The sequence below is a fragment of the Pseudoalteromonas sp. US3C1013 genome, from assembly GCF_048401115.1.
GTDB classification, from domain to species: Bacteria; Pseudomonadota; Gammaproteobacteria; order Enterobacterales; family Alteromonadaceae; genus Pseudoalteromonas; species Pseudoalteromonas undina.
Map to the genome: position 1 here is coordinate 3,080,913 of NZ_CP183075.1, position 19,134 is coordinate 3,100,046.

Below are 19,134 nucleotides of genomic sequence, written 5' to 3' on the forward strand. Positions count from 1 at the left end.
TTAATTATATCTATTCTGGTTGTTCATCTGCGGCAACTTCTTGAATTTTTTGCGCTTCGATTAATGCCTCTGATAAATTAGTTTCAAAACTTTCAGAGAAGATAGGTTTACCTTCTCCAAATTGATGTGACAACTGACCGAAAGTACCTGCCACAGCCGTATTAAAAATTTCATCACGTTTTCCATGACGAAGCACATCATCCCAGAGGTAAACTAATATTTTACCTTTTAGAGTATTATTAGCTTCTTCAATATTAGTAAGCTCTTCATCGGAAACAAAGCGATGTCCTAAAAGTCGATCTTCAGGTACTTGCAAGGAAGACAAAGTATCATTAACAATCTCAGCAAATACTTTCCAAGGCACTTCAGGCTGTTTACCATCAGTAAAAGTAAGTTTAAAATTGCCATTTCCTGCCTGAGTAAAGTCTATTGGTAAATATTCAAATAACCAACGCCTCTTAAAGGCTGTATCCATCGGCATGACCGATTGGTCACTACTATTCATAGTTGCAAGAATTGATAGGTTAGAAGGTAAGTAAAGCTCATTAAACTTATCTGGTTCATTTAGATTTCCTTTAATGTGAAGCAACATATCGGGATCAGAAGCTTCTATCTTATATTGGCTTTCACCTTGCATATCTCGATCTAGCAGCTGAAATATCTCACCAAAAACAGCTGCGGCAGGCGCTCGATTAAGCTCTTCAATTATAAGATAAACATGTTTATCTGCATTATTAAGAGCTTTTATCAGCGCCTTAGTGAATGGTCCAGGCCTAAACTCATAAGAAATCTTCTTTTCACCATTCGCAACGGCCAACATCACTGGCTTTAAAGCACCTACAAAATCACTGTACTGAGTGTCAGGATGAAAAACCGTTGTGTAGCGACAATGGTACTCAGTTATTTTGTTTATACGATGACTCTTCCCTGTCCCTGGCGCACCATAGTAAATTTTATTTATGGCTTTTAAGTTATCAGTTGTATAAGTTGTTTGTAACTCTGTAATGGTATTATCTTTGATCTCAAACTCTTCTACATTCATTTTCGAGAAGTATGTCTTTAAATCTATATCTTGATTAAAGGCATTTATAAGGACTTTAAGCTTTGACGAGTTAGCTACAACTAAATTACAAGCTAATGCGATACTTGATTCATAAACATCACTACGATCTAAAGTTTTACCTTTGGCAGCCTCAGACTTACGACCAGTTTTTATCCACCAATCACGATCTGACATAAACTTTATAAAAAAGTCTTTCTCATCTGTATTAGTGATGAGGGTATCCAAAATTTCGATAAAGTCTTTCTCTATTTCTGAACCTTGATTCCCCCAAAGCTCACTTGGAAATTGTTTCAAGTAGGTATCAATATCTTTTGCGTTATAGCCTTCTGCTCTTAAACCTTTTTTGATCTCATCTATAACACTTTTATACTCAAAAATAGCACCATATAAGTCACTAAAGCAAAGGGCATACCACAACCCAGAAGATGGTACATCTGCACGTAGGCCTGCCTTTCCAATAAACGTGATTGAGAATGGGTTTATGACGTGTGTTCCAGACGAATCAACATTGCCGAGAGCTTTTATTAGTCGTGCTTTTAGCTCTTCATCGATTTGAACATCACTAGAATAATTCAATTTGGTGAATTGATTTTGACATTTATCAATTAAGGTATTGAGATTTTGTAGCAAAATTCCCTCTCACATATTGTCTGATCATTTATACAGTGCTATCCTACCAGGATTAAAACCGGATAAGTTAAATAGCATAATGAGTACTGTTTCAATGAATAAAGATATAGCAAGTCAAATCAAAAGTATACGAGAAAACTTAGGCTTAGGACGTACAGAATTTGCGAACTTACTTGGTATGGCTTCTACTGGTGAGAGAACAGTTAGGGGGTGGGAAACTGGCGAGCATAAACCTACAGCAAAAAAGCTAACTGATATATTCAATCTAGAATCAGAGTTAAAATCTCATTTAGAGAGTGCTCCTTTTAAACAAAAACCTTTATCAGAGTCTGAATTTACATTTATAGATTTATTTGCAGGAATTGGTGGGATCAGATTGCCTTTTCAAAAACTTGGTGGGCACTGTGTATTTACCTCTGAGTGGGATAAGTTTGCGCAAAAAACATACCTAACTAATTTTGGTGAAATGCCAAATGGTGACATTACTCAAATCGCTGCTTCAGACATTCCTGATCATGACATCCTTTTAGGAGGCTTCCCGTGTCAAGCATTCTCTCAAGCTGGCCTCAAACAAGGTTTTAGTGATACCCGTGGAACCATGTTTTTTGAAATTCAAAGGATACTCACTGAGAAAAAGCCTAAAGCTTTCGTTCTTGAAAACGTAAAGCAACTTCAGGGGCATGATAAAGGCCGTACCTTAAATACTATCTTAGATATTTTAAGGGGTAACTTTGATTTAGAAATACCTGATGATGTGCCTTTAAGTGAAGAGACAAGGCATGCGCTATCAGAGAAATTAAATTATTGGGTTGATTATAAAGTACTTAGGGCGGGTGACTTTGGCGCTCCTCAAAACAGAGAGCGCGTTTTCATTGTAGGGTTTGATAAGAATTACTTTAAAGACTGTGACTTTAGTGAGCTATTTAACTGGCCGACCCCGCCTAAAACACCAACAAGAGTAGGTGATATTTTAGAAGACTTAAGCGCTATAGCCCCTAGTGATGATAAGTTTACAATATCGGAGAAATTATGGGCAGGCCACCAGCGCAGAAAAGAAGAGCATAAAACTAAAGGGAATGGCTTTGGTTACTCGCTGTTTAATGCTGAAAGTGAATATGCAAATACAATCAGTGCTCGTTACTACAAAGACGGCTCTGAGATTTTAATTGATCAATCAGAACTTGGTAAGCGCCCTAGAAAGCTAACGCCCAGAGAGTGTGCTCGATTACAGGGCTTTCCTGAAGAATATATTGTAGATGCAGTTTCTCAAGGCCAAATATATAAGCAGTTTGGTAATTCTGTTTGTATGAAGGTTGTTGATGCATTAGCAAATGAAGTAGTAAAAACTCTACTAAATATTAATAAATAATAGAGTTTCTTTAAATACGAAATTATTAACTGTAGCGGGAAACTACTAGTTTATCCCATAAGTTATTGCTAGCTCTCCAGTGTGAATAGGGTCTACGGTTTCCTTGATACATTCCAGAATCAAAGAAAACATGCCCTTCTCGCACTAAATTAAGCCAATTTTCGTAGTTCATCGGTTCACCAAAAACAATTGCGTCAAAAACACCACAACCATTAAGAGTACACTTGAACCAACCTTTTTGATTGAATTTTCGCTCTAACTTAGGCTTTATTTTTGCTTTCGTCCATTGAGCCACTAGTAAATTTTGCTTTTGTAATTCCTTAGGAATTATATCAGACTTATTTGTACGCATATCAGCAGAGTAATTGTAAATTGCTTGTATATCTTGTCCTGGTGTGATGATTAACTTTTGCCCAAATCGATTAAACTGTTTTACTTTAGGAACAGGCATTCCAGACCACGAGTATCGATCTTCTTTATTTGGGTTAGCTTGACCGAAAGCAACTAAAAACTCTTTATCTCTATTTAATTTTTTTATTGTTGGCTCAGAACGATAGCGACCCCAAAGTGATTTGTCTGGAGACCAATCACCAAAAGATGTTTTAGATGCGGTATGAGTCTTCATTTCATAACCAAAAATATCAGCTAAATTACTAGAATTAGCCTTAATACCCATCTGTCTTTCTAACCAATGACCATGACTTCCATGATGACGTCGACCTTGAACTTCTGGCTTTTTACCTTTTACATTGTTGATAAAAAGCTCAATAATTTTTTTCTTGTTTAACTCCATTTAATCATCCTTGTAACTTTACTCATCAAAAAATTAATCGCTAATATAATGTTTTGTACCTATAAAAACAAATTTATTAAGATTTCTATTATTACAGTAGGTTTGAAGCTCGTTAAGGATAAGCTTCATCATTACTGTATAAGTCTCATTCAAGACATGCCCATTGATAAATATAAAAGCTCACTAAAAGAGATAGCACTTAAAGCAACGAGAGTGTTTAAAAAAGAAGGTAAAGTAGTATGAACAACTTTCAATTAGATTTAGTTGAGTCTGAATTAAAAATCATTCTTGAATCCGTTGTGAGATGGAATCAAAAATATCTCTAATATGTCAAACATCAAAGGATGAAGATGAAATTTCTGATATTGATAATGACTTAATTGAAGTTAGGCTTTTACTAAAAAGTCTGAAAAGCAAAGCTATATCTCAGTATAGCGCTAATATTATGAATTTTTCACGCGAGAGTTTTTTAAAACGATTAATTCAAATTTTCTTAAAATTGCTGATTTAGAAAAATTGTCCCCGCCCAACAATTTTAATATCTAAACTATTCAACAATAACTATATTTAAAAATCGACTTCAAGTTACACACTAATTATTAATCTAATTTTAGCTATTTTAACTGGCAAGTCTCTATACCCAAACCACCTAAAGATGAGAGTTTCAGTTGGAATTAAAAGCGATTTAGGCAAGGCATTGATAGCAAATAATAGCGGTTCTATTGTTAAAATCAATAACGCAGTATCAATCGCTTTAAAACCAACCCTTGGGCGTTTCATAAACGCTGATTCTCTGCGCTGTTACCACTTAAAAACTCTATTTGCAGAGCAATCCTTTTTTGGGCTTTAATGAAACGCTGAGCGCTGTATCTTGAGGTGGTTTGGGTATTAATGCGCTATACTGGCGCAAATTTTTTCAGATTAGATATTATGGCTCTCAAATCTACCATTATTAAAGCGCAACTATCGCTTAGCGATATGGACCGTCACGTATACCAAGACTTTAATTTAACCTTGGCACAACACCCTTCAGAAACTGAGCAGCGTTTGATGATCCGCTTACTAGCGTTTGCACTTAATAGCTGTGATGGATTAGAGTTTACTAAAGGTTTATGTGCTGATGATGAACCTGAGCTTTGGCATGTCAATTACAGTGAAGAAATAGAGCTGTGGATTGAGCTGGGGCTGCCTGATGAAAAACGTCTTAAAAAAGCCTGTAATAAAGCTAAAAAAGTAGTTTTATATACCTATGGCGAGAACAACCAAGCTATTTGGTGGCAAAAGCATCAGCCTAAATTATACGAGTTTAAAAACTTAAGTATTTTTAGCCTTGATTATGCAGCCACTCAACTATTAGCTGCGTTGGTTGATCGTAATATTAAATTGGCTATTACTATTCAAGATGGTGAAGTTTGGGTTAATACCGACACCACTAACATTGAGATAAAACCTCAGCAATTAATGTAATTAGAATAGGTTATACCAATTGCATTAAATTAGTTATCCATTATAGCGACAAAGAAATAAGTCGATAACAAGGCGAAAATGATGACATATAGTTGCTCTATATAAATAATTTTTAACGCAGGTAGCGGATTATTTAATACGCTAGAATGATCATGTTTTTAATAAAATTGGTATTTGGGGGCGTATGAAAGTTAAACGCGTTATTGTTTTACATGGCTTGTATATGTCTGGCTTGGTTATGCGCCCGTTATGTTCGCGTCTAGAAGAGTCGGGGGTTAAAGTTTTAAACTTAACCTACAATACTCGAGACCCTAATCGAGATGCTATTTTTACGCAAATAGATGAGTTTATTAGCAATGAGCCTTCTGCTTTAGTCTGCCACTCTATGGGAGGCTTAGTTGCCCGCGCCTACTTAGAAGCAAACTCAGCGCCAAGTCACCATGTTGAAAAGGTGATCACCTTAGGTACGCCACATACTGGCAGTCATATTGCTGAGAAAATGCAACAAAAAGGGTTTGAGCTATTATTAAAAAATAGTGTTGAATTTTTACTCTCAAAAAATGGTGATTGGCCTTTTAAAGCCAAGCTATATAGCATTGCCGGCGACTTACCAATTGGCTTAATGCCACTCATTGTAAAAGGCAGCCGCTCTGATGGCACCGTATTACTAGATGAAACCAAGCTCAAAGGTATGGCTGAACACAAGGTGTTTCATTTAAGCCATACCAGTATGATTTACTCTCGCCAAGTCGTTAATTATATTCTTGAGCGCTTGAACGAGGACATTTAGTCCTCAGCTGCAGCGGCCACTTTATAGCTGATCAAAAATATAATACCTAACACCAGCGGCATGGGTGCAGCGATATAACCAAAGGTATCAGAGTTTGCAAAACTCGCACCCGCTAAGTGCGCAACTAATCCAACAACAAACGCGACCAAAGCAATACCAATAACGATGAGTTCAGCTTTATTCTCTTTACGTGTTTTAGCTTCCATTATTTCTCTCCGCATCTAATCAAGTAGCCCCTTAACTTAATAAAGTACTCTCTATCAAGTTGGGTTATATTGATTATGCGCTTTACTTGTGCGCGTTTTTTGACCTACATCAATAAATAAAATAAGTGTGCGCTGCGCCTGTCAAAAGCTTGTTTTAGATCATATTTTGTACTCACAAAATAAACAATTTCGCTGCTCAAGGTAGTATTTTTATAAACACAACCCATGTCTATTGAACAGCGTTAGTTAATTTATTTATAAGACCACAGATACGCTGATAGCTTTTAGCTATGGCATCAATATGTATAAACGATTTTATTCATAGACGATTATGAGCAATACTTATTTTACTGAGCAATATGTGAAAATTCATAAAAACGGTTATTTAAGGAGCAAGGTATGTCGCAAGTAAATGCAATTGGTTTAAACAGTACAAAAAGTGAAGATATTATTAAGTCACTGAATACGCTTTTAAGCAGCTATCAAATTCAATATATGAATGCGCGCGGTTTTCACTGGAATATTAAAGGCCGAAACTTTTTTGAATTACATTTAAAGTTTGAAGAAATTTATAACTTACTACTATTAAAAGTAGATGAAATCGCAGAACGTATTTTAACGCTTGATGGTGCACCGCTACATGCGTTTTCAGATTACTTAGAAGTAAGTGAAATTAAAGAAGCAAAAGGGATCAGCGATGGCGTAACCGCAGTAGAGAACTTACTTGCCGGATACAGCAGCTTAATTAAAATGCAGCGCGATATTCTTGCACAAGCCGCTGAAGCTGATGATGAAGGTACCGCGTCATTAATGAGTGACTACATTAAAGAGCAAGAAAAACTAGTGTGGATGTTAAAAGCCTACCTAGATTGAGTTATTTTAAAAAATAGAAAGCCTCAGTTATTACTGAGGCTTTTTTGTGATAATCATATACTGGCTATGACAAAGCGATAAAAAAGGCCATTTCTAGCGCTTTTTCTTCTAAGCTCTTAAAGCGACCCGATGCCCCACCATGCCCTGCATCCATGTCGGTTTTAAACACTAAAATATTATCATCGGTTTTATATTCACGCATTTTAGCCACCCATTTCATTGGTTCCCAATACTGTACTTGTGAGTCATGCAAGCCGGTTGTCACCAATATATTGGGGTAGTGTTGCGCACTAATATTGTCGTACGGTGAATACGCTTCAATAATCTCGTAAAAATGGGGGTCGTTTGGGTTACCCCATTCATCATACTCATTTGTTGTAAGCGGAATGCTTTCATCTAACATGGTGGTGAGCACATCTAAAAATGGCACATGGCAGCCCACTCCACAGTAAAGTTCAGGCGCTTGATTTGCCACAGCTCCCATTAATAACCCCCCAGCACTGCCACCAGAGGCAAACACTTTACTTTTGTTGCCGTACCCTTGCTCAGTGAGCGCTTTGGTTACATCTATAAAGTCATTAAAGCTATTTTGTTTATGCTGTTTTTTACCATGTTCGTACCATGAACGCCCTAGCATTTCACTACCACGCACATGCGCAATTGCATAAACAAAACCACGGTCGAGTAAACTCAGTGATGTACTTGAAAAGCTTGGATCTATGGTGATCCCATACGCGCCATAGCCATATTGAAATAACGGATTTGAACCATCTTGTTTAAAACTATCTTTACGATAAACCAACGACACCGGTACTTTTATCCCATCACGAGCGCTGACCATGAGTCGCTCTGACTGATAGTCTCCTGCGTTAAAATCACCAAGTACGTTTTGTTGTTTAAGTAAGGTTTTTTCACCGGTGGTTAAATCAACATTATAAAGCGAGCCGGGAGTCGTTAAGCTCGAATAGTAAATGCGTGCATGAGCTACATTTGGCTCTGGGTTCATGGCAATAGCAGCGTAATAACAAGGATCATCAAACTCAAGGTTCATTCGCTCGGCGTTTTGATTAACCACAACAAAGCGTGCTTGGCCTTGTTCGCGCTCGCTAAGCACTAAAAAGTCGTTAAATAGTTCAACGCCTTCTAATAATACAGTTTCACGATGAGGGGTATGTGTTTGCCACTGGTTTTTATCAGCAATGGTATTGCTTGTCGCGGTCATTAATCTAAAGTTTTTAGCCTGCCAGTTAGTCACTATATAAAAAGTATCACCGAGCTTATCAATATCAAATTCATGGCCCTCTTCACGCGGTATTAAAGCAGTAAATTCGCCATGGGGTTGATTGGCATCAAGTATCCACATGTCGTTAGTTTCTGTGCTTGCTAAATCGATAATAATTAAGCTTTCATCACGACTTTTACCCAACCCCATAAAAAAACTACTGTCTTGCTCTTCATATACCAACACATCTTGGTCTTGCTCGGTCCCTAGCTCATGTCTAAAAACTTGATAACCCAATAAGGTTTTTAAATCCTTTTTTACATAAAATACGGTTTGATTGTCGTTCGCCCAAACAACCTGCCCCTCGGTATTTTCAAGTACATCGTCGAGCATTTTATCGTTGTTTAAATCTTTAAAGCGAACAGTGTAAATACGCCTGCCGTCGGTATCCTCAGAGTATGCCATTAATTGCTCACTGGGGCTCAGCGCCACTTCCCCTAGCTCATAAAACTCATAGCCGTTAGCAAGTTCATTCACATCAAGTAGCAACACTTTATTAGCCATTGCCATACTGCTACTGCGGTAATGGCGTGCATATTCATCATCTCCGCGAACCTCTGAGTGATACCAATACTGGCCGTCTTTTACCGGTACAGTGTTATCATCTTTTACAATACGGCCTTTAAGCTCTTCAAATAATGCAGTTTGTAATGGCTTAATAGGGGCTAATTGCTCATCACAATAAGCGTTTTCTTGTGCTAAATGCGCGAGTATTTCGGCACTTTTTCGTTCATCATCGCGCATCCAATAATAATCATCACTGCGTGTTTTTGCGTGAGTTGTAAGCGCATAAGGTTGCTTTTTAGCAATAGGAAAATTAGGCAATAAGCTTAAAGAATAATCAGAAGAAGACACAAAAAAACCGCTTAAAAAATAACAATGGCGGCCAGTTTATCATAAAAATAAAAAAGCCCACTCATAGTTGAGTGGGCTAAAGCGGTATAAATTCGATAACTAAAAACTACGTGAATTTTATTGTTGTCGTTATACCTAAGGGAAGTTGATTTACTGTACTTGCTGCCAAGCCATAGTCCAGCTCTCGCCAACGCCAGGCTCAAACATAGTGTTATGCTCATCTACACGGCAAAATTCGCTAAATGGCCATGCCTTACACTGGTATATATGCCCAGTTTTTGGCTGTAATACTTTGGTGCCCGCACTATACATATCGCCATTTTGAGGATAAATTGCGTCGTATCCAAGGCTATTTACAGCAATTAATTTTTTATTTTTTTCAGCGCGATTAAAATGGACCACCGCGCTACAAATACCACTGCTTTCAAGTGCAAATATTTTGTTATGTCGATACGCAACAACCAATCCTTGCTCTGTCATTCTGCCAGCGCACACCAGTGGAATATGCATATTAATATGCTCAACTACCAGTAAACTCCAAGCATGGGGTTCCCCCTGTTCAGGGGAAAGTATTTCATAATCAAACGCTAGCTGAGTTAATTCGCCATGCTCATCGTAAAAGCTCACACTAACCGTATCACCAACAAATAGCTGGCTATACTGATCCAGCCCAAGACAACCAATAGTTAACCATTCTCCACACGTTAATGATGAATGTATAAACACTGCAACACCTTAAAGAGTCAAACGTCTCGCCCATATCATATGGCTTACAACAGGCAAACTAGCTCGTAGGCTAATATGCGTTAACCAACATCAACCATTGTAATCAGCAACGTCACAACAATCAAACAAAAGAATGTAACTGAATTTTAAAAATAATACTTAAGTATAAAGTCATAAAAATAAAAAAAACCAACCGCTTTAACGGTTGGCTTTTTTATTTAGCTGCATGATATGTGTGATGTTAACTTACACTCACCTTTTTACTTGCGAACGGGCGTTTAATTAGAGCGCCTATATCGGTTAAAATAATATACAAACACGGTACCAAAATAAGGGTGATCAGTGTTGCAAACATAACCGCAAAACCAAGTGCTACCGCCATAGGTATTACAAACTTAGCTTGTAGACTGGTTTCAAACATAATCGGTAATACGCCGGCAAAGGTAGTAATTGAGGTAAGTAGTATGGGTCTAAAGCGTGCACAGCCTGCCTCAATAACCGCATCTTTTATACTAATACCAGCACGACGCGCCTGATTAATAAAATCAGTCATAACTAATGAGTCATTAATAACAACCCCTGCCGCGGCAATTAAACCAAAGCCCGACATTAAGCTAATATCTAAGCCAAACCAAAAATGCCCCCATATTGCCCCCGTTAGACTAAATGGAATAACCGACATTACAATTAATGGTTGTGAGTAACTTTTTAGCGGCACGGCCAGTAATATATAAACTAAAATCATACCACCAGCAAAAAACAGTAACTGCTCATCGGCTTGTGCCTGCTGCTCTTCAATTGCGCCACCTAGTTCTGACTTAACGCTCGGATATTCGTCCAACAATTGTGGTAGTAGATTTTCTTTTACTTGCTTAACCACTTCGCCTGGCTCAATTACTTCTTCGTCTATGTTGCCATACACATAAACAGTACGATAACCGCCTTCACGACGAATATAACTAATACCAGGGGTTTCAGTTAGCTCAACCACATCTCCTAGCAGCACTTCCCTACCTTGTGGCGTGGTGATAACCGCGTGTTTAAGCGATGAAAACGCTTCACGGGTAAGTTTAGGGTAACGTACCATCACCCGCACTTCTTCACCGCGGCGAATAACACGTTGCGCCTCGCCACCATAAAAACTCGCACCTACTTGATTTGCAATTGAGGCCAAATCTAACCCTAAGTCAAAAGCGACTGGTTTTAAGCTCATTTGTACTTCTTTGCTAGCAGGGTCAATGGTAGAGCTTATGTCGAATAAGCCTTCTTGTTGCTGCAATAATCCAATAAAGCGACGCCCGGCTTCATTCAATGTATCAATGTCAGAGCCATACAGTAAATAGCCGAACTCACCGCCACTACCGCCGCCTCCACCGCCAACATCATCCTGAATAGTTAGCGATTTAACACCTGCAATATTTGGCATAGCTTCACGCCAGCGGCGCGAAAGCTCAAAGGCATTATAAGGGCGTAAATCTTCATCAACCAATGGCGCCAGTAGTTGCGCTTCTGTACGACCCTGATTAAATACCAATACATCGCGAATCATTTTTTGCCCTTCTTCGCGCGCTGTTTGCTTATCTATTTCAAGCACCATGGCTTCGATTTGGCGAATAGCATTAATAGTTTGGATGTCTGATACGTTATCGTTCATCTCAAGATTAATTTGCGGGAAGTCATGGGGCACTTTAGGTGATGGGATCATTCTCACCTGATTAGACGATATTAACGCAAAGGTGAAAATTAATAGCGCAACAAAACTAAATAGCACCGTCCAACGCCACTTTATACAAGTAACAATAAACTGCCTATACGGCCCATTTACAAAACCAAAAAAGCGCTTATTAAAGCGCGCTCGCCAACCGTCAGGGTTAATAGGAGAAAAGTGAGTATGCGCAATGTGTGCCGGTAATATCAGCTTAGATTCAATCAAGCTAAATATTAAACATAAAATTACCACCACTGAAATACCTATAAAAAAGGAACTTTCAGGGCCGCTTGAAAGCGTAAATGGCGCAAACACAGCAATGGTTGTTAGTACACCAAAGGTAGCAGGGGTTGCCACTCGTTTGGCGCCATTAACCACATTAACAACACCACCGCCTTTTTTTTCTATTTCGGTGTAGGCACTTTCACCTATGACAATGGCATCGTCCACCACAATCCCCAGCACCATAATAAAGGCAAATAAAGACACAATATTAATCGTGATACCAAATAATGGCATCAGCATCATCGCACCTAAAAAGCACACTGGTAAACCAATCATTACCCACAGTGCGAGCTTAAAACGTAAAAATAACGAGAGCATAAGGGCAACTAAAATTGCACCTTGCAGCAAATTAGCTTTCATCATATCTAAGCGTGCATTTAGGTAATAAGTAAAGTCCATTAGTGGCTCTATACGAACACCCAATGGCAGTTCTTTATTTTTTTGATCAATATACGCTTTAACTGAATCGGCCACCGGAATAATGTTTTGATCTTCGGTGGCTTTTACCGACAAATAAACCGCGTTTTCGCCATTAAATTTAAAGTAACGCTCACCTTCAACAAACTGATCTTTGATGGTAGCAATATCTTGTAGCAACACTTTGGCACCGTTCGCGCCAATTTTTACCGGAATTTGCCTAAACTCTTCACCAGAATAAAACTGATTTTCTACTCGAACCGAAATAACACCAGCATCAGTTTTTAATTGTCCCGCCGAAAAATTAGCCGAATAACGACGTACCGCATTCGCTACATCCGATAAGGTTAAATTATATTGGCGAAGTGTGTCGGGCTCTATTTCTATGGCAATTTCATCCAGTGGCACATCATTTACCACTAAAGATACATTCGATAACTGCAATAATTCATCTTCAACCTGATTTGCGATTGGCTTAAGTTCATTTAGCGGTAGGTCGGCAACGAGCGTCATACCAATTACATCTTGGCGAAACTCTATTTGGCTAATGGTAACCGGCTCCATTCCCGCTGGAAAAGTTGCAATACCATCTACTCGCAGCTTGACCTTATCGAGAACGTCGGTGAGCTCCGCGTCAGTATTAATTTCAAGGCTGGCAGAACCACCATTACGAAAAGCGCGATACACCCCTTTTTTTATCTCAGTTATATCTTTTAACGACTCTTCAATTTTTATTAAGATGCTTTCTTCAATTTCCTGTGGCGACGCCCCAGGGTAATTTGCATTTACAGTAATATAGTTAACTTCTATATTGGGGAACATTTGTCGCTGAATAGTAAAATAGCTTATAAGCCCCATGACAATGATAAAAAACATCATCAAATTGGCAGCAACAGAGTTGTTAGCAAAATAAGCAATTAACCCTGTTTGTTTGGTTGTATTGGGCTGTTCTGTGTTATTCATAACTCACCCTACCTTAAAGTTTTTCAGTGGATGCGTTTTCTGCTGCATCTGTACTTTTAGTCTCTGTTAAACCGGCTATTTTTACTGCCATTCCTTTTTGTGGATATTCCGGCAAGGTAGTAACAAGCTTGTCGTTGGCTTCTAAGCCATCACTGATATAGAAGTATTCACCTTCTTCACGAATTACTTTCACCTTACGCGGCTCTAACTGTTGCTCATCATTGACTACCCACACGGTTTGGTTATTTACTAACTCTTGCGGTAAACGATAAATGTTATTGAGCATAGTGCCAGCAAAGTTTACTTGTACATAAGTGCCAAATTTAATTGCAGGCTGCTGATTAGTAAGCCCATAAGGATCTTCAATTCTTACTACTAAACTGCTCATGCGAGTCGCGTTATCAACAATCCCTAAATCGCGATCTATTACTGCTTGGCGAGTAAACCCATTTAATCCTGTTTTAATAACCGTTGCAGTTACCCCTTTAACACGCTCAGGTAAAAACACACTGTCAAAGCCAGCGATCGGAATAATCACTTCAGCGGTTTCAATATTATTCAGCTCGGCAACTTGAGCGCCCATAGTGACAAACTGGCCAACACCTACGTTACGACTCACGACTAATGCATCGTATGGTGCGCTCACTTCACAATTATCTAAATCGCGTTGTGCCCTTTTCAATGCAGCTTGCGCCGATTTAACCGATGCCTGCGCACTCAACACTTGTGGTTTACGTAAAAATAAATCTGTACGCGCTTTATTTGGGAAACGTTTTGCTTCGTCTTCTGCTACTTTAGCTTGCGCTTGCTCTTCAATTAACATCGCTTGCGCGCGGGCAAGTTCAGCCTCGGCTTGCAGTACTGCTGCTTCGTAGTTATCTTTTTCAATTGTAAATAAGATTTCGCCGCGACCCACGACCCCACCGGCCACAAAGCTTGGATGCCAGCTAACTACCTCACCGGATACTTGCGCTGAAAGCTGGGTATTTTCTAGCGGCTGCACTTCACCATAACTATTAATGATAACTTGATGATTATTAGCGGAAACAGCTTCAACCTGCACCGTTGGACGAGTGTCTATGACTTCTTTTTTATCTGACTCTTTTGCAATCGCATTAATTGCAGCAAAACCAACCACACCTAATGTTAATGCTACGAACGGAAAAATCCACCTAAGTACATTACCTTGCATCTGTTTATTACTCCCAAATTACTATTAACACCATGATACCAAAGCTTAATGAAACATTAACGTGACATTTGTAAGCAACTGTTACAAAAAAGTATAGGTTAGGTCTTATGCAGTGAAGTATAAATCAATAAAAAGCCTCACTGAGTCGCTTCATAAATGTATTGTTACAAATTTTTACCATTATAAATCATAAAGCTAATCACTTTGGGGTAGTATTTAGGAACGATACTGTATGAAACGGCATGACAAACCGTACAGTAAAATTACATTAACAACGACAAAAGACAAATTATGAAATTAACCACACTTACCTTGGCGCTTAGTATAGCGCTTGGCAGTAGCTATACTGTTGCTGCTGAAAAAAAAGAAGAAAAAAAGCCACAAACATTAAGTGAAATGATTAAAGACCAAACCGAATTTGCTGGCATTTTTAATCTTTACCAAGATGAAAAAACCGGTGACCACCTAATGGTAATTAACGAGTCACAGCTCGATACCCCTTTTGTTTATTTTGCACACACCATTGATGGTGCGACTGATGCGGGTCATTTTCGTGGCGCGTACCGTGAAACAAAGTTAATTGAATTTAGAAAGTACTTTGATCGTATCGATATTGTTAGTAAAACCCCGCGTTACTTATTTAACGAAAATAGCGCGCTAGCTAAAGCCAGCGAGGCAAACATTAGCGAAGCGGTACTTGCAAGTATAAAAATAGAAAAGCAAGAAGAAGGTAAAATAGCCTTTAATGTTAACAAGCTATTTTTAAGTGAAGCACTGCATAAAGTATCACCAACACCTAATCCGAACGATAAAAATGCTAAAAAGCGTTTTAAAGTAGGTAAATTAGATGATAAAAAATCACGTATCATCAAACAGCGTCCTTACCCTAACAATCTAGATGTGGTGGTTGACTATGTATTTACTAATAGTAGCCCAACCGTTCGAGGCTCAGGTGCGATAAGCGATCCACGAAGCGTGTCAGTAAAAGTTCAGCACTCATTTGTAGCTTTACCTGATAATAGCTACCAACCTCGTTTTGATGATGCGCGCATTGGTTATTTCACTAATCAGTTTGATAAAATGACATCAACTGACTGGGCACCATACCAAGATGTAATAAAGCGCTGGGACCTACAAAAGAAAGATCCAAACGCAGCACTTTCAGAGCCAGTAAAGCCGATTACCTGGTGGATAGAAAATACTACGCCTGTTGAGTGGCGAGATACAGTTCGTGACGCCGTACTTGCTTGGAATAGCTCATTTGAAAAGGCAGGCTTTAAAAATGCAATAGAAGTAAAAGTACAACCTGATGATGCCGATTGGGATGCCGGCGATATTAATTATAATGTACTGCGTTGGACTTCATCGCCTAAGCCACCTTTTGGTGGATATGGACCAGCATTAGCTAACCCGCTAACCGGTGAAATTTTAGGCTCAGACATTATGCTTGAGTTTGTATTTATGAAAAACCGCTGGATATACGATACGCTTTATACTCAAGGCACTATGAGCCATACACAACCAGGAAGCAACACTGAGCTTAATTGTTCTTTAGGTCATGAGTTACAACAAAACCTAATACTTGCAAAAGGCTTAGCAAATGGTGCTGATATTGAAGATACTGAAATGTTACGCCAAGGCTTAACTCAGTTGGTTTTACATGAAGTAGGGCATACTTTAGGTCTTAATCACAACATGAAATCTTCTATTTTGTGGGATGAGAAAGAAGTTCACGACAAAAGTAAAACTCAAGGTATAGTGACCGGCTCAGTAATGGACTATGCGCCAGCAAATATAGCGCCAACGGGTGTAACTCAAGGCGATATCTTCCAAACTAAACCCGGTCCATACGATGATTGGGCAATAAACTACGGCTACAGCGCAGCCCTTAAAGATGAAGCAGCAGAACAAGCTCGTCTTGATAAAATACTCGCTCGCTCAAGCGAACATGCACTGGCCTTTGGTAACGATGCCGACGATATGCGTGCACCAGGTCGCCATATAGACCCTCGCGTGATGATTGGCGATTTATCGTCTAACCCTGCAGCTTATGGTGCAGATAGAATGGCACTGATCAATACACTATTTTCTGAACTTAAAGACAAAGCTACAGTAAAAGGCGAGTCTTACCAACAGCTTGTTACTTCTGCTAACAGCCTATTTGGCCAATACCGTGCGCAGGCAGGTGTGGTATCTCGTCAAATTGGAGGGGTTTATGTAGAGCGTGCCGTAGTGGGCGATGAAAATGCAGCAAAGCCTTTTACACCGGTGCCACTTGAGCGTCAAACTCAAGCAATGGCTATTTTAGCTGAGTATGTGTTTGCTCCAAATGTACTGCAAAGTATGCAGCCTTTGTATAACTTTATGCAGCAACAGCGTCGTGGGTTTAATCATTACGGTAAAAACGAAGACCCTAAACCGCATAAAATGATTTTAGGCATGCAAAAAGGTGTATTAGCGCAACTACTTCATCCTGCTGTGTTACTGCGTATTTCAGATACCGCTTTATATGGTAATGAATACAGCCTTACGCAATTTATGGGGGATTTAACTGCAAGTATTTTTGTTGATAGTAAAAATGCTAATTCGATCAGTCATAATTTACAGATTGAATACGTAAATCAGCTTATTGCAATTGCAGGCTTAAAAAAAGCAAGTAAATACGATAACTTAGCAAAAACAGCTGCGCTATATCAGCTAACTCAAATAGCCGATCAAGATGTTGCATGGGGTGCAGACACCGCAACCAAAGCACATAAAAAGTATATCGATCGCTTAATTAGCAAAGCGCTAGAAGCATAAATAACACTGAGTAAACCAAGGCCACGTTTTACGTGGCCTTTTTTACATTAACTCAAAGGTAAATAGTACCTTTTAGGTACCTTACGGCATGACCCGTTAAAGTTACTGTTGTATCACCCACTTCACAGTAAAGCTTCCCGCCTCGTTGTGAGGCCTGATAAGCAATTAAAGAATTTTTGCCAAATTGTTCTGCCCAATAAGGGGCAAGCCCGGTATGAATTGAGCCGGTCACAAAGTCTTCATCACCACCACTGGCAGGCCAAAAATAACGAGAAATAAAGTCATACTCAACACTCGGTGCTGTTGCAACCACATCTAATGGGGCTAATTTTTTTAGTTGTTCATTGGTTGTTTTCAGATCTACAACCTGCTGCTCATTATCATAAATAGCAAAATAAGCTTGGCGGTTTTGCAGCACTTTAACAGGTTGTATAGACAGGCCAGCTAATAAAGCATCAGGGATGAGCTGAACCTCTTCAGGGGCTTGTTTAGGAAAGGTCATGGCAAAGCTGCCATCGTTATTTTTATTAACAATCAGTTCGCCCACCGCCTCTGCGCTAAAGCGCACCTGCGATATACTATGTTGCTCACAAAGCACATAGGCCGCTGCTAAAGTAGCATGGCCGCAAAAATCAATCTCCATTAATGGCGAAAACCAACGTATCGCAAAGCTTCCATCTGCCGACTGACAAGTAAAAGCGGTTTCAGACACGTTGTTTTCCGAAGCTATATTCAGCATAAGATCATCACTAAGCCAAGACTCTAGTGGGATCACGGCAGCATAATTACCTTTAAACAGTTCACTGCTGAACGCATCGATTTGATGGATAGTTAATTTCATAGTGGGCACTTTTTATTTATTGGTCACTCAAAGTGCCACAAATGAAATTAACGGTCACTATAATTTTATGCCAACACAGGACGTACGCGATAATACTGCATACACGCAAATTGCAGCGCATTAGTTAGCAATATCATAACAAACATTAATATATGCGAAGTACTTTGCACTGGCATGGCTAGCTCTGCAAACAAACCACAGATACCTGCTATAAATTGCAAACTAAAATAGCGCGCACTAAGGTTACTAATATTCCCTGTTCGCAGTGTTTTATAGGTTTGTGGCATAACCCGTACTGAACTCATAATTAAACCCACATAGGTTAAGCCATTTAGCACAGTGGCGGTATCTAGGTTAGGGTTTAACAGCAACAAAAAAGGTAATAACGAAAAGCTAAGCATGCCAAGTAACTGCAGCTTCTGACGTTTAGCGGCATTATAACGTGCAAAAAAGTATAAAATTAAACCACTTAATAAACCTGTCGCAAAAAACGGCAAGGCAATATAAAAACGAGCAAAATAAAGATTGTAGCTAATAAAGTACACACTTTGCGCTAAACCAAATGTCATCATTAGCAGTGATACACCCGATACACTGCGGTTTTTAATAATTTTATTAAGTAACGGTAAAAAACTAAAAACCAAAATAAACACTGATAAAATAGGCAAATAATACGCCAAAGTAAACCTCGCTCGTTACATTGTTGTTAATAAAAAGGAAGAAATAAAACATTTTTAAACATTTGTTTTTAAAGGCTTTATTTTTGTGCGCGCATTGTAGAGCTGGCTAGGTTTTATACAAGCTTCACACCTACTTTAGTTTCCTCCTGTGGCAACTTGAGTATACAAAAACCGTTGCTATAACTTCACAGT

Annotated in this window: 15 protein-coding genes; 5 read left to right on the forward strand and 10 right to left on the reverse strand. The window is 38.9% G+C overall.

The annotated features are described in order from the left end of the window. Positions 1 to 10 precede the first annotated feature (10 nt). Positions 11 to 1,693, reverse strand: coding sequence for an McrB family protein (locus tag ACNSN2_RS14445; protein WP_418607859.1), 1,683 nt, complete (start codon positions 1,691 to 1,693; stop codon positions 11 to 13). 94 nt (positions 1,694 to 1,787) lie between these two features. On the opposite strand from ACNSN2_RS14445, the gene dcm reads away from it, so the two are divergent. Continuing rightward, positions 1,788 to 3,062 (forward strand): DNA (cytosine-5-)-methyltransferase, encoded by a 1,275-nt coding sequence (dcm, locus tag ACNSN2_RS14450; protein WP_138577379.1) that lies wholly within the window; start codon positions 1,788 to 1,790, stop codon positions 3,060 to 3,062. A 25-nt stretch (positions 3,063 to 3,087) separates the two neighbouring features. Here dcm and ACNSN2_RS14455 read toward each other — a convergent pair whose 3' ends face one another. Both ACNSN2_RS14455 and ACNSN2_RS14460 read right to left on the reverse strand, forming a co-directional pair. Then, a complete protein-coding gene (locus ACNSN2_RS14455; protein ID WP_024033975.1) occupies positions 3,088 to 3,855 on the reverse strand; it encodes an LlaMI family restriction endonuclease in 768 nt (255 codons plus the stop codon). 585 nt (positions 3,856 to 4,440) lie between these two features. Next, entirely contained in the window at positions 4,441 to 4,635 is a 195-nt protein-coding gene (locus ACNSN2_RS14460) for a hypothetical protein (RefSeq protein ID WP_418607862.1), read from the reverse strand. Between the two features lie 150 nt (positions 4,636 to 4,785). On the opposite strand from ACNSN2_RS14460, the gene ACNSN2_RS14465 reads away from it, so the two are divergent. Next, a complete protein-coding gene (locus ACNSN2_RS14465; RefSeq protein WP_008112865.1) occupies positions 4,786 to 5,322 on the forward strand; it encodes a YaeQ family protein in 537 nt (178 codons plus the stop codon). Between the two features lie 184 nt (positions 5,323 to 5,506). Then, positions 5,507 to 6,112: a DUF7379 domain-containing protein gene (locus tag ACNSN2_RS14470; RefSeq protein WP_010392243.1), complete on the forward strand. Its 606-nt coding sequence runs from the start codon at positions 5,507 to 5,509 to the stop codon at positions 6,110 to 6,112. Here ACNSN2_RS14470 and ACNSN2_RS14475 read toward each other — a convergent pair. Further along, positions 6,109 to 6,318 (reverse strand): hypothetical protein, encoded by a 210-nt coding sequence (locus ACNSN2_RS14475; protein WP_008112863.1) that lies wholly within the window; start codon positions 6,316 to 6,318, stop codon positions 6,109 to 6,111. The two genes, ACNSN2_RS14470 and ACNSN2_RS14475, sit on opposite strands and share 4 nt — an antisense overlap. Positions 6,319 to 6,717: 399 nt before the next feature. On the opposite strand from ACNSN2_RS14475, the gene ACNSN2_RS14480 reads away from it, so the two are divergent. Further along, a complete protein-coding gene (locus tag ACNSN2_RS14480) occupies positions 6,718 to 7,191 on the forward strand; it encodes a Dps family protein (protein WP_008112861.1) in 474 nt (157 codons plus the stop codon). A gap of 64 nt (positions 7,192 to 7,255) precedes the next feature. Here ACNSN2_RS14480 and ACNSN2_RS14485 read toward each other — a convergent pair whose 3' ends face one another. The 4 genes from ACNSN2_RS14485 to ACNSN2_RS14500 all read right to left on the reverse strand — a co-directional run bounded on the left by ACNSN2_RS14485 (position 7,256) and on the right by ACNSN2_RS14500 (position 14,619). Next, positions 7,256 to 9,328, reverse strand: a complete 2,073-nt coding sequence (locus tag ACNSN2_RS14485; protein ID WP_418607865.1) for a S9 family peptidase — start codon at positions 9,326 to 9,328, stop codon at positions 7,256 to 7,258. Positions 9,329 to 9,478: 150 nt separating this feature from the next. Next, entirely contained in the window at positions 9,479 to 10,054 is a 576-nt protein-coding gene (locus ACNSN2_RS14490; RefSeq protein WP_010392238.1) for a hypothetical protein, read from the reverse strand. Between the two features lie 241 nt (positions 10,055 to 10,295). Beyond that, the gene (locus ACNSN2_RS14495) at positions 10,296 to 13,427 is read right to left on the reverse strand and encodes an efflux RND transporter permease subunit (protein ID WP_054202703.1); all 3,132 of its coding nucleotides are present in this window, start codon (positions 13,425 to 13,427) and stop codon (positions 10,296 to 10,298) included. A gap of 13 nt (positions 13,428 to 13,440) precedes the next feature. Continuing rightward, positions 13,441 to 14,619, reverse strand: a complete 1,179-nt coding sequence (locus tag ACNSN2_RS14500) for an efflux RND transporter periplasmic adaptor subunit (protein ID WP_010392234.1) — start codon at positions 14,617 to 14,619, stop codon at positions 13,441 to 13,443. A 291-nt stretch (positions 14,620 to 14,910) separates the two neighbouring features. On the opposite strand from ACNSN2_RS14500, the gene ACNSN2_RS14505 reads away from it, so the two are divergent. Then, a complete protein-coding gene (locus ACNSN2_RS14505; protein ID WP_418607868.1) occupies positions 14,911 to 17,421 on the forward strand; it encodes a zinc-dependent metalloprotease in 2,511 nt (836 codons plus the stop codon). A 52-nt stretch (positions 17,422 to 17,473) separates the two neighbouring features. On the opposite strand, the gene ACNSN2_RS14510 is transcribed toward ACNSN2_RS14505, so the two are convergent. Then, on the reverse strand, positions 17,474 to 18,262 hold the full coding sequence (locus ACNSN2_RS14510; RefSeq protein WP_054202706.1) for a PhzF family phenazine biosynthesis protein: 789 nt from the start codon (positions 18,260 to 18,262) through the stop codon (positions 17,474 to 17,476). 65 nt (positions 18,263 to 18,327) lie between these two features. Next, on the reverse strand, positions 18,328 to 18,942 hold the full coding sequence (locus tag ACNSN2_RS14515) for a PQ-loop repeat-containing protein (protein ID WP_290167292.1): 615 nt from the start codon (positions 18,940 to 18,942) through the stop codon (positions 18,328 to 18,330). Positions 18,943 to 19,134 lie beyond the last annotated feature (192 nt).